At 67.4% G+C, this 12386-nt stretch carries 7 protein-coding genes, 1 pseudogene and 2 riboswitches; of the genes and pseudogenes, 3 read left to right on the top strand and 5 right to left on the bottom strand.

All coding sequences use genetic code 11. From position 1 onward, the window contains the following. Positions 1 to 70: 70 nt before the first annotated feature. Positions 71 to 293, bottom strand: a riboswitch (cobalamin riboswitch). A 409-nt stretch (positions 294 to 702) separates the two neighbouring features. Further along, a riboswitch (cobalamin riboswitch) is annotated at positions 703 to 885 on the top strand. A gap of 95 nt (positions 886 to 980) precedes the next feature. Then, on the top strand, positions 981 to 2204 hold the full coding sequence (locus ACQPYS_RS10730; RefSeq protein ID WP_433492466.1) for a hypothetical protein: 1224 nt from the start codon (positions 981 to 983) through the stop codon (positions 2202 to 2204). Positions 2205 to 2447: 243 nt separating this feature from the next. Continuing rightward, positions 2448 to 3188, top strand: a complete 741-nt coding sequence (locus tag ACQPYS_RS10725) for a class I SAM-dependent methyltransferase (RefSeq protein WP_433492465.1) — start codon at positions 2448 to 2450, stop codon at positions 3186 to 3188. A 103-nt stretch (positions 3189 to 3291) separates the two neighbouring features. Here the strand turns inward: ACQPYS_RS10725 and ACQPYS_RS10720 are convergent, their stop codons facing one another. From ACQPYS_RS10720 to ACQPYS_RS10710, 3 genes are read right to left on the bottom strand one after another with little or no spacing between them, the layout of a single operon-like run. Beyond that, positions 3292 to 4218, bottom strand: coding sequence for an HpcH/HpaI aldolase/citrate lyase family protein (locus ACQPYS_RS10720; protein ID WP_433492464.1), 927 nt, complete (start codon positions 4216 to 4218; stop codon positions 3292 to 3294). A 22-nt stretch (positions 4219 to 4240) separates the two neighbouring features. Further along, positions 4241 to 5425 carry a CaiB/BaiF CoA transferase family protein gene (locus ACQPYS_RS10715; RefSeq protein WP_433493021.1) on the bottom strand — a complete coding sequence of 395 codons (1185 nt, stop codon included), beginning with the start codon at positions 5423 to 5425 and terminating at the stop codon, positions 4241 to 4243. 24 nt (positions 5426 to 5449) lie between these two features. After that, positions 5450 to 6793 (bottom strand): LLM class flavin-dependent oxidoreductase, encoded by a 1344-nt coding sequence (locus ACQPYS_RS10710; RefSeq protein WP_433492463.1) that lies wholly within the window; start codon positions 6791 to 6793, stop codon positions 5450 to 5452. A gap of 95 nt (positions 6794 to 6888) precedes the next feature. Between ACQPYS_RS10710 and ACQPYS_RS10705 the strand changes: the two genes are divergently transcribed. Beyond that, the gene (locus ACQPYS_RS10705) at positions 6889 to 7548 is read left to right on the top strand and encodes a GntR family transcriptional regulator (RefSeq protein ID WP_433492462.1); all 660 of its coding nucleotides are present in this window, start codon (positions 6889 to 6891) and stop codon (positions 7546 to 7548) included. 175 nt (positions 7549 to 7723) lie between these two features. Here the strand turns inward: ACQPYS_RS10705 and ACQPYS_RS10700 are convergent. Together ACQPYS_RS10700 and ACQPYS_RS10695 are read right to left on the bottom strand one after the other, a co-directional pair. Continuing rightward, positions 7724 to 11124: pseudogene (locus tag ACQPYS_RS10700) on the bottom strand (pyruvate carboxylase). Between the two features lie 109 nt (positions 11125 to 11233). Then, complete coding sequence (locus tag ACQPYS_RS10695) at positions 11234 to 12385, bottom strand: bifunctional 2-methylcitrate synthase/citrate synthase (RefSeq protein ID WP_433493020.1); 1152 nt, start codon at positions 12383 to 12385, stop codon at positions 11234 to 11236. Between the last annotated feature and the right edge of the window lies 1 nt (position 12386).

Raw genomic sequence — 12386 nt, 5'->3', positions numbered from 1 at the left:
AAGCATCGTTCCCGTGCCCGGGTCCACTCGGCGTAACGCCCGATCCACGAGGCGACGACCACCGGATACGGCGTATCCGGTACAACGGGCAGGTCTTCGGACTCGTGGGCATCGACCCCTCGAACGGGTCGACCCCGGCGCTCGAGGCCCGGGGCTGGTCCTACCGACCGTCGCTTCCCAGGCAGGCGCCCAGTGCGGGTGACGGCTGTCGTTCCCACTCACCGCTGCGGGACAGTCCCGGATTTCCACCGGGTTCCCTCTCACTCGACGATGCGAACACCACCGAGCTTCGACACCATCGGACGGATCAGGGGCTCCTCGACTCCGCCTCCGGCGAACCAGCTGCGCCGACAAATATAGCCAACTCCGATCGGATCGCGAAAGACGGTTACCTCACATCGGAGGTGAGCACTGGATAGCCGCTCCGTACCGGGCCCGGTTCCGGGAACACCTACAGCAGGGAATTCAGCCGGTCCGGAGCGGAGCAGACCAATGGCTCCGAGCCGATCCGGACCAGACCTCGAGCGCCCAGCTCGCACCGGGCGACGCTTCACCGGGGTGGCCCCCGACTACGCAACCGGGCCGAAGGCAACGGCACCGGCGCGGCTCCCGGCCGGACTATCATGAGCGAGCAGCTGGTTCGCGTTCATCTCCGGCCGACCTGGATTCCCAGGCACGGGTGAACGCGTCGAAACCGGATCCTGGGATATCCCGGGATCCGGTGAGAGGGAACCCGGTGGGATTCCGGGACTGTCCCGCAGCGGTGAGCGGGAACGACCGCCGTCATCGAGCACTGGGTACTCGCCCGGGAAGCGACGGCCACTAGGTCGGCCGAACAGGCCGGTGCCCGCGAGTCCGAAGACCTGCCGCTGCGCCGGGCACGCCGTGCCCGGCGGCCACCGCCTCGTGGATCGGGCGCGCGGACCGGCTTCCCGACCCTGCGGAGCGCTGCGCTCCGGGCGACGCCATATCGCCCCTCAGTGGTCGGCGGTCGATGCTGCCCGTGGGCGGTGGCGGCCGTCCGCAACGCACTGGAGACGATCATCGTGGCAGTCCCGCCCCCGCCGTTCACCGCAACCGTTCTCGGCCTGCCCCGGCCCGGACCCGACCGAGAACTCGAACGCGCCGTCGAGGACTATCGGTCGGGGACCGCCGATCCCGACCAGCTCCACGCCACCGCCCGGGCCCTGCGCGAGGCCCAACTCAGCGCGCTCGCCGACGGAGGTTTGGACTCCATCCCCGTCGGCACCTCCGCCTACGGCGATCATCTGCTCGACACAGCCTTCATGCTCGGGGCCGTGCCCGCTCGAGTGCTCGACCTCGCCGACCCGTCCGATCGCTACCTCGCCGCCGCGCAAGGAACCGGCACCATCGACGCCATGCGGACGGCGCCGTGGTTCGACACCGGTCACCGGTACCTCGTTCCCGAGATCGACCGGCAGACCCGTTTCACCCTCGACGCCGGGAAGCTGCTCGCCGAGCTGGCCGAGGCGACGGCGCTCGGTGTACCGGCCCGCCCGGTAACGATCGGCCCGCTGACCTTCCTGACGATGTCCCGGCACACCACCGGTGACCCGCTCGACCGGCTCGCCGAGATCGTTCCGCTCTACCAATCCCTTTTCGAACAGCTCGCCGACGCGGGTGCGTCGTGGGTACAACTCGACGAACCGATTCTCGGCACCGCCCTCACCACCACCGAACTGTCCCGGCTGCGCGCGGCCTACGCCGCCCTGTGCGGCACACCACACCGGCCCGCGGTCCTCGTCGCCACCCCGTTCGGGCACAACCACACCGCCCTCGCCGCACTGGCCGATATGGGCATCGACGGCGTCGCACTGGATTTCACCGCGGGGGCCACGCTCCGGTCGGTCGCCTCTGTCCCGGCGCTGACCCGCAAACTGGTCGTCGCCGGTGTGGTCGACGGGCGGACCATCGAGCCCACCGATCTCGATACCGCGCTGAGCACTCTCGGCGCACTGCTCGGCATCGCCGGTTCGGTGGCCGTATCGAGTTCGTGCTCGCTGCATGTTCCCACCGCGCCGGCATCGGCACCCGGCCTCGACACGCGGCGACCGGACCGCGGCGCGGACAAGGTCGCCGAGATCCGAATCCTCGCCACCGCTCTGACCCGCGGAACCGAGGCCGTGGCCACCGAACTGCGTGCCGCGCGGGAATCGAGCGAATCCCGTCGCACGATGAGCTGACCGACAGGCCATGGCCGCGCGGCACCGGACAGCATCGCTTCCCCCCGGGGCGAGGCCACTCGCCCGGCACCGGTCAGATCTTTATCGCAACGATGCCTTCTTCGGCATCGTTGTCGGCGACCATCCGGACCGAACGTGTGTAGCCTCCCCTGCCGAGACTTGGTTCGATGACTCGCCGGGTGTTGTTCCACTACCTATCGCCGATCGGCAGACCTGCACGTTGATTCTGGAAACGGAGGCGTTGTGGACTGGGAATTGTGGCAGCGTAGTTGGGATCAGCAGCAAGAGTTCTATCTACCGGAGCGCGAGGAACGGTTCCGGGTGATGGTGGATGTGGTGGCGGCCGCGGTAGGGCCGGCACCACGTATTCTCGATCTGGCCTGCGGAACAGGCACTATCAGCCGGCGTCTGTTCGACCGTCTTCCGGACGCGAGATCGTTCGCGGTCGATATCGACCCGACGATGCTGGCGATGGCCCGCGGATCGTTCGAGGGAGATTCACGCATCACCTTCGCGACCGCCGACCTGGCCGAGCCGGGCTGGATGGAATGCCTGCCGGTCGAGCCGTTCGACGCCGTTCTGACCGCGACGTCGACGCATTGGATGCAGACCGAACCCCTGGCCCGGCTCTACACCGACCTCGCGAAGGTGGTCCGGCCGGGCGGTGTGTTCGTCAACGCCGATCACATGCCCGATCCGGAGACCCCGATGCTCAACGCGATAGACGAGACCGTCCAGCACGCGCACCAGGACCGCGCCCGCGCGATGGGCGCGCTGGATTGGGAGCAATGGTGGGCGAAGGTGGCTTCCGACCCGGACTTGGCCGTGGCACACGAGGGCAGCCGAGCGATCTTCGACCAGCACGCCGGGGGCGCGGAGCACCCAGCCGCCTGGCACTGCCTGCGGCTGAAAGAAGCCGGATTCCTGGAGGCCGGGGTGGCGTGGCGATCGATCAACGATGCCATGGTGGTCGCGATCAGGTAACCGGACAGCCGCTGTCCCGGTATGGGTACCGACTATGACCGGGGCTTTCTACGCCGCAGGCCGGTGTCCTGGCGCCGCGCCGGCGACAGGACACCGGAGGCTGTCAGCCGACGACTGCCTTCTCGACACTCTCGATCAGCGCGGCGCGGGCGAGGGTCGCCTGCGCCATCTTCACATGCGCCGCGTCGACCAGGACGCTGTCCACACCGACCGCGCCCCGGCCCTTCGCCTCGGCTTCTCGGTAGGCAGCGATATTGCGTTCGGCCAGCGCGATCTCCGCCTGAGTCGGCGCGTAGACCGTATTGGCGATCGGCACCTGCACGGGGTGGATGGCCCATTTGCCGGTGTAGCCGAGCAGCGAGGCGCGGCGGGCATCACGCTCGTAGCCCTCGGTGTTCGCGTAATCCGGGAACGGGGCATCGATCGCGACGACACCGGCGATCCTGGCCGCGACGATCACCTTGGCGCGGGCGTAATGCCAGAAGTCGCCGGGGTAGTCGCCGAGGGGTTCGAAGTTGGTGTCGACCCGGGCGCCCTGGGAGAGCGAGAAATCGCCGACACCGAAGATCAGCGCGTCGACCCGTGGGCTGGCTTTCGCGATGGCCTCGGCGTTGGCCAGGCCTTCCACTTCCTCGATCAGTACCTCCAACCGGATCTTGCGGTCCAGGCCGAGTTTCGTCTCGAGCTGGGTGAGCAGCACATCGACCCACCACACATCGCGCGCGGTGAGCGCTTTGGGTACGACGATGGTGTCCAGTCGATGCCCGGCCCGAGTGACTACCTCGATGATGTCGTCGTGGCACCACGGGGTATCGAGACCGTTGATGCGCACGGCTCGCGTGGTGCGGCCCCAGTCGAGGTCGTTCAGGGCGCCGATCGCCTTCTCCCGCGATTCGGCTTTGCGGCTTTCCGGAGTGGCGTCCTCCAAGTCCAGGAAGACCAGATCGGCGCCGCTGGCGAGGGCTTTGTCGAACATGTGATCGTTGCAGGCGGGAAGCGCCAGTTCCGAGCGGCGCAGTACAGAAGTCATGAGAATCCTTGTCTGGTATCGGTCACAGCACGCCGCGGGCGCGCAGATCGTCGAGTTCGGAGTCGGTCAGGTCGAGGATGTCGCGGTAGACCTCGCTGTTGTGCTGGCCGAGGCGGGGCCCGAGGTGGTCGAGCCGGCCGGTCGTTGCGGAGAATCGCGGTACCGGAGCCTGCACGGTCATCGTGCCCAGTTCGTCGTCGCCGACCGGTACGAAGACGCCGCGGTGGCGCATCTGCTCGTCGCCGACCAGGTCGGCGATATCGTAAACCGGGGCGGCGGCGACTTCGGCGGCGTCGAATACCGACATCGCTTCGGCGAGAGTGTGTTCGCCGACCCACTCCGCGACCGCCTCGTCCACTTCCACCGCGCGGGCCAGTCGGCGCTGGGGGTCGGCGAAGTCGGCGTCGGTGACCAGGTCGTCGCGGCCGATGGCGCGGAAAACCCGCAGTGCCAGGGCCGGCGAACTGCCGGACATGGCCAGCCAGTGACCATCGCTGGTGCGGTAGGTGTTGCGCGGGGCCGAGATATCCCAGCGGTTCCCGGCCCGAGTGGGTACGAGGCCGAGTTGGTCGTAGCCGAGCAGGGTCTGTTCCAGCAGCCGGGCCAGCGGGTCGATGAGGTTGATATCGATCAGTTGCCCCGGCCCGCCGTGCACATCGCGATGGTAGAGCGCCATCACCACGGCGTAGGCGGCGTTCAGTGAGGCCACCCCATCGGCGAGCATGAACGGCGGCAGCGTCGGCGGCCCACCGGTTTCACCGGTGAGATGCGCGAAACCGCTCATCGCCTCACCGAGGGTGCCGAATCCGGGCCGTTCACTCTTCGGGCCGGTCAGCCCGAAACCGGTGATGTGCAACATGATCAGGCGGTCGTTGACCGCGGCCAGGCCTTCGTAGTCCAATCCCCAGCGGCGCAGGGTATGGGCCCGGGTATTGGCGATCACCACATCGGCCTGCTCGGCGAGCCGCCGCAGGAGTTTCTGCCCCTCGGGGACCCGCAGGTTCAGCGTGACCGATTTCTTGTTGCGGGACACCGATTTCCACATCAGGCCGACGCCGTCGCGCTGGTTTCCCCAGGATCGGATCGGGTCGCCCACACCCGGCTGCTCGACCTTGATCACCTCGGCGCCGAACTCACCGAGGTAGGTGGCCGCCAGCGGCGCCGCCGCCAATGTGGCCATATCCAAGACGCGGACTCCGCTTAGCAGCGGACCGCTTTCGGTGCCGGCCATCTACACACTCGATCCGGCGGCCCGGGTGGACGCGGGTACCGGCAGGCCGAGGTGCTCACGCAGGGTGTTGCCCGCATACTCGGTCCGGAACAGGCCGGCCCGCTGCAGATGCGGCACCACCATCCGGACCACATCCTCGAACGCGCCCGGCATATGGGTGGCCGCCAGGACGAACCCGTCGCACGCCTTGCCGTGGAACCATTCCGCCATTTGTTCGGCGACCTGCGGTCCGGTACCGACGAAGCGCGGTCCTTGCAGGAGCGTGGCGCGGTGCCCGGCCAGATCGCGGACGGTCACCGGACGGCCCAGATGGGCTCGCATGTTCTCCACCAGCCCGCGGATACCGGAGATCGAGGCGATCACGTCGTCGGTCACCGGATCGTCGAGTCCGTGGCGGGCGAAATCGTAGTTGGTCAGCTCGGAAAGCAAGGTCAGCGAAGCCATGGGGTCCACCAGGTCGTCGAGCAACATTGCCTCGCGTTCCTTGGCATGCTGTTCCGATTCGCCGACCACCGCGTAGGCCATCGGGCAGATCTTCACCGACCGCGGGTCGCGGCCGGCCGCCTCGATGCGGGCCTTCTGGTCGGCGTAATGGGCGCGTGCGACATCGAGACCGGGGTCGCCGGTGAAAATCAATTCGGCCCAGCGCGAAGCGAATTCGCGACCACGGCCGGAGGACCCGGCTTGCAGGATCACCGGCCGACCCTGTGGCGTCCGCGGAACCGTCAACGGTCCACGAGCGGAGAACCAACGGCCCTGGTGGCCCAGTTCGTGCACTTTGGCGGGGTCGGCGAAGTAGCCCGACTCCCGGTCGTGGTGCAGGGCACCCTGTTCCCAGGTGTCCCACAAGCCGGCTACCACGTCCAGGAACTCGTCGGCCCGGTCGTAGCGCTCGTCGTGGCCGAGGTGCGCGTCCAGTCCGAAGTTCTGCGCTTCGCTGTCGTTGACCGAGGTCACCACGTTCCAGGCGGCCCGGCCGCCGGAGAGGTGATCCAGGGTGGCGAAGGTGCGCGCCACATGGAACGGGGCGTAGTAGGTGGTGGAGTAGGTGGCCCCGAGACCGATATTCGACGTCGCCTGCGCCAGCACACCGAGCACCAGGCCGAGGTCCAGTTTCACCGGGCGGGCACCGGTGCGCACCGCCTCGGCTACTGAGCCCCCGTAGATTCCGGGCATCGCCAGCCGGTCGTCGAAGAACATGAGGTCGAAACAGCCCTCTTCCAGCTGTCGGCCGACCTTCGCGTAATAGGACGCGTCGAGGTATCCGTGTTCGGTGGCCGGATGCCGCCACGACCCCGCGTACACCGATGTACTGCCCGCTTGCATGAACGCCACCAGCGTCATCTGGTCGACTCGCTGCCATTTTTTGAATGTAGCATCTGATATATCAGATATCAACGGTGAAGTTGGGTATATCGGATACTGGTAAACTCCGCCGAATGGCAGCTGTCGACATCTCCGGCACGGTGCGCGAACGCGCCGCACGGGAGCTGCGTGATCGCATTCTCACCGGTGCACTGCCCGCCGGTTCCCGGATCGACCTGGACGCCATTACCGAGGAATTCGCCACATCCCGCACACCGGTGCGGGAGGCACTGCTCGAACTGTCCTTCGAAGGTCTGGTGCGAGTCGCGCCGCGCAGCGGTATCACGGTGATCGGGATCAGCGCCGGGGATGTGCGCGACAGTTTCGTCCTGCTCGGCGTCCTCACCGGTCAGGCCGCGGCCTGGGCCGCTGAGCGCGTCACATCCGATGAGCTGGCGCAGCTACGGGAATTGGCCGCCGGTGTGGCCGCCCACTCCGGGGACGACGGTATCGGCGAGGCGAACTGGAAATTCCATCAGGCCATCCATCACGCCGCCCACTCTCCCCGACTGCTCACCCAGATCAAACAGGCTGCCCGGGTGGTGCCGTCGAACTTCCTGCGCGTTTTCCCCGAGCACGAAAAGCACTCGCTGCACGAGCACGACCAGCTACTCGACGCCTTCGAATCGCGCGACCAGGCCACGGCCCGCGTGATCGCCGAGAAACACGTCCTGGAAGCCGGGCGATTCCTGGCGGATTGGCTCGACCGCCCACAGCGCGACCGGCCGGCCTGAGCGGAACTCCCGATCGGGCCGGGACCAGCGAGGCGACTGCCGACCGCATCTGTTCGAGCTCCCGGACAGCCCGCCGCAGCCGCGCTGGTGACGGGCTGAATTCCGCCGAGAACGGCACCGCGCCGCCGAGCCCGAAGGGCCGGGGCCTGGCGGGCCGAACCGATTGAGACGACTGTTATTCGGCCGCGCTTCGCGAGGCGAGAACGAGGAGGAGGTCACCCCCGTCGACCTGCTGAATCGAACCGACGGCGACCCGCGCGACCGTGCCCGCCCGTGGTGCGGTGATGGCGGCTTCCGTTTTCATGGCCTCGATCGTGCCGAGAGTATCTCCGGCAGTGACGCTATCGCCCTCGGCGACGGTGAGGGTGACCACGCCCGAGAACGGCGCAGCGACCTGCCGGGGATCGTCACGATCCGCTTTCTCCGCCTGTTTCACCTCGCCGGCGATGGAACGGTCCCGGACCGCGATGGGTCGTAGCTGGCCGTTGAGAATGCACATGACGGTGCGCATACCGCGTTCGTCGGGTTCGGAGATCGCCTCCAGACCGATGAGCAGGATGACGCCCTTCTCGAGCTGGACGCGGTGCTCCTCGCCGTAGCGCAGACCGTAGAAGAACTGGTTGGCCGATAGCCCCGAGGTATCGCCGTAGGTGTCGCGGTGGGCGAGGAATTCACCGGTGGGCCCGGGGAAGAGCAGCCGGTTGAGGATCGCACGCCGCTGCGCGGAGTCTCCATCGAGAGCTTTCTCTTCCTCGCTGCTCAGCGGCGTCTCGGTCTTGGCGGCACTGCGTCCGGCCAGCGCCCGCTCCCGGAACGGTTCGGGCCAGCCGCCGGCCGGGGTGCCCAGTTCACCGCGCAGGAAACCGATCACCGAATCGGGGATATCGAACCGGCCCGGATCAGCGGCGAAATCCTCGATATCGATCCCGGAGCCGACCAGCGACAGCGCCAGGTCACCGACCACCTTGGACGACGGCGTGACCTTGATCAGCCGGCCCAGCAACCGATCCGCGGCCGCGTATTTCGCCTCCACCTCCTCGAACCGATCCCCCAGCCCCAGCGCGATCGCCTGCTGACGCAGATTCGACAGCTGCCCACCGGGGATCTCGTGGGTGTAGACGCGGCCGGTCGGCGCCGGCAGACCGGATTCGAACGGCGCGTACACCTTGCGCAACGCCTCCCAGTACGGCTCCAGATCACAGACATTGCGCAGATCGAGCCCGGTGTCGTATTCGCTGTGCGCGGCGGCGGCCACGATCGCCGAGAGCGCGGGCTGACTCGTGGTACCGGCCATCGCCGCCGACGCGCCGTCGACGGCGTCGGCGCCGGCCTGCCAGGCAGCGAGATAGGTGGCCAGCTGCCCGCCCGGAGTGTCGTGGGTGTGCACATGGACCGGCAGATCGAAATTGCTGCGCAGCGCGGTCACCAATTTCGCCGCCGCGGGCGCGCGCAACAGTCCGGCCATATCCTTGATCGCCAGCACATGCGCGCCCGCGTCCACGATCTGCTCGGCCAGTTTGAGGTAGTAGTCGAGGGTGTAGAGCTTCTCGTCCGGACCGGTGAGATCACCGGTGTAGGACAGCGCGACCTCGGCGATCGCGGTACCGGTTTCCCGGACCGCATCGATGGCCGGGCGCATCTGGTCCACATTGTTCAGGGCGTCGAAGATCCGGAAGATATCGATACCGGTCTCGGTGGCCTCGGCCACGAACGCCCGGGTCACCCGCTCCGGATACGGGGTGTAACCGACAGTGTTGCGACCGCGCAGCAGCATCTGCAGGCAAATATTCGGAATCGCCTCGCGCAGCGCGGCCAGCCGCTCCCACGGGTCCTCGTAGAGGAAGCGCAGCGCCACATCGTAGGTCGCCCCGCCCCACGCCTCGATGGACAGCAGCTCCGGGGTCAGGCGCGCCACATGCCCAGCCACATCGAGCAGGCCGTTGGTGCGTACCCGGGTCGCCAGCAGCGACTGATGGGCGTCGCGGAAGGTGGTGTCGGTGACCCCGACAGCCTTCTGTTCGCGCAACGCCCGGGCGAAACCCTCGGGGCCCAGCGTCAGCAGTTTCTGCCGCGAACCGTCCGGCGGCGGCACCGCCAGGTCGATCGCGGGCAGTTTGTCGTGCGGGTACACCGCGGTCGGCCGGGCGCCGTGCGGTTTGTTCACTGTGACATCGGCCAGGTAGTTCAGGATCTTGGTAGCCCGGTCGGCGGAGCCTCGGGTGGTGAGCAACTGGGGGCGTTCTTCGATGAAACTCGTGGTCACCAATCCGGCCCGGAATGCCGGATCGTCCAACACCGCTTGCAGGAAGGGGATGTTCGTCGCCAGGCCACGGATGCGGAACTCGGCGACGGCGCGCCGCGCCCGGGCCACCGCGGTATCGAAGTCCCGGCCCCGGCAGGTGAGCTTCACCAGCATGGAATCGAAGTGGGCCCCGATCTCCGCGCCGACATGGGCGCCACCGTCGAGTCGCACGCCCGCACCGCCCGGGCTGCGATAGGCGGTGACGCGGCCGGTATCGGGACGGAATCCGTTGGCCGGGTCCTCGATGGTGATGCGGCACTGCAAGGCCGCACCCCGGATCCGCACCGTGTCCTGACTGAGACCGAGGTCGTCCAGGGTTTCGCCGGCGGCGATGCGCAGCTGGGCTTGGACCAGGTCGACATCGGTGATCTCTTCGGTCACCGTATGTTCCACCTGGATCCGCGGATTCATCTCGATGAAGACATGGTTGCCGCGTTCGTCGAGCAGGAATTCCACCGTGCCCGCGCAGCTGTACCCGATCTGCCGGGCGAAGGCCACCGCGTCCGCGCAGATCCGGTCCCGCAGTTCGGGGTCCAGATTCGGCGCCGGCGCCAGCTCGATCACCTTCTGATGCCGCCGCTGCAGCGAACAGTCCCGCTCGAACAGATGCATCACATTGCCCTGGGTATCGGCCAGGATCTGCACTTCGATATGGCGGGGGTTGACCACGGCCTGTTCCAGGAACACCGTCGGATCGCCGAATGCCGATTCCGCTTCCCGCGAGGCCGCCTCGATGGCCTCCCGTAGACCGGCCGGTTCGGCAACCCGCCGCATCCCCCGGCCACCGCCACCGGCGACAGCTTTGACGAATACCGGGAACTCCATGGATTCGGCGGCCGTCAGCAGTTCCGCCACATCCGCGGAGGGAGCGCTCGAGTCGAGGACCGGCAACCCGGCCGCTTTCGCCGCCGCCACCGCACGTGCCTTGTTACCGGTCAACTCCAAGATCTCGGCCGACGGACCGACAAAGGTGATGCCGGCCGCGGCACACGCTGCCGCCAGCCCGGGGTTTTCCGATAGGAACCCGTATCCGGGATAGATCGCGTCCGCACCGGCCGCGACGGCGGTCGCGACGATATCGGAGATCGACAGATACGCGCGGACGGGATGGCCTTCTTCCCCGATCTGGTAGGACTCGTCGGCCTTGTGCCGGTGCGGCGAATTGCGATCCTCGTGCGGGAACACCGCGACCGTACCGATGCCGGTTCGTAGGCGGCGCGGAACCCGCGGATGGCGATCTCGCCGCGATTGGCTACCAGGATCTTGGAGAACATATCGGTCGACCTCGTCGGATATTCGGCCGCACGGCGGTGACCGCGGCGGGTAACGGAATCGACGGCTCGCACGCCTCGTGCGAGCCGTCGACGGCGGGGTGTCGAAGAGTCAGGCCACAACCGGGCGCTGGGAGACGCCGACGTATTCGCTCAGCGGCCGGATCAACGCATTCGATTCGCCCTGTTCGATGATGTGGGCGGTCCAGCCGGTGATACGGCTCATCACGAAGATCGGGGTGAACACCTCGATATCGAACCCCAGCAGGTGGTAGGCGGGACCGGTCGGGAAGTCGAGATTCGGTTTGATTCCGGTGGCCTCGTCCATCGTGCGCTCGAGGGCCTCGTACATCTGCACCCACTGCTGTCCGTCGGTGACCGCCGCGATGTCCAGAAATGCTTTCTTCATGGTGGGCACCCGGGAGTCGCCGTTCTTGTAGACCCGGTGACCGAAGCCCATCACCTTTTCCTTCTTCGCCAGCTTCTCGCGCAGCCACGTCTCGGCCAGGCCGGGGTCACCGATCTCGAGCATATGGTGCATGACGGCCTCGTTGGCGCCGCCGTGCAGCGGGCCCTTGAGCGCGCCGATGGCGGCGGTGACCGCGCTGTAGATATCCGACAGCGTCGAGGTGACCACCCGGGCGGCGAAGGTGGAGGCGTTGAAACTGTGCTCGGCGTAAAGGATCAACGACACCTCGAACGCCTTCACCAGTTCCGGTGCGGGCACCGTGCCGAAGCACATGTTCAGGAAGTTCTCGGCGTAACCCATATGCGAATGGGGTGCGATCGGGTCGAGGCCACGGCGGCGGCGGTGGTCGGCCGCGACGATGGTCGGCAGCACCGCGAACATCCGCAGCGACTTGGCGCGGTTCGCCTTCGCCGAATTATCGTCCTCGGCGGGGTCTTCGGCGCCGAGGTAGCTGATCGCGGTCCGGACCACATCCATCGGATGGCAGGTATCGGGCATTTTCGCCACCAGTGACAGCAGCGACCGGTCGGCGCGGCGCGAGGCCCGTTCCTGCTGCTGGAAACGCTCGAGCTCGGTATCGGTCGGTAGCTCGCCGTACCAGAGCAGGTAGGCGACCTGTTCGAAACTGCAGTGGGCCGCCAGATCCTGCACGGCGTAACCGCGATAGGTCAGCGAGTTGGTTTCCGGCACCACCTTGGAGATCGAGGTGGTGTCGACGACGACGCCTGCCAGACCTTTGTAGATGGTCGGTATCGCGGTGTCCGGCCCACCCGTCTCCCGACCGCCACCCCTCATC

The organism is Nocardia grenadensis (assembly GCF_050942415.1).
GTDB classification, from domain to species: Bacteria; Actinomycetota; Actinomycetes; order Mycobacteriales; family Mycobacteriaceae; genus Nocardia; species Nocardia grenadensis.
The sequence above is the reverse complement of the archived record's forward strand: the minus strand, read 5'-3'. Positions and strand labels throughout refer to the sequence as shown.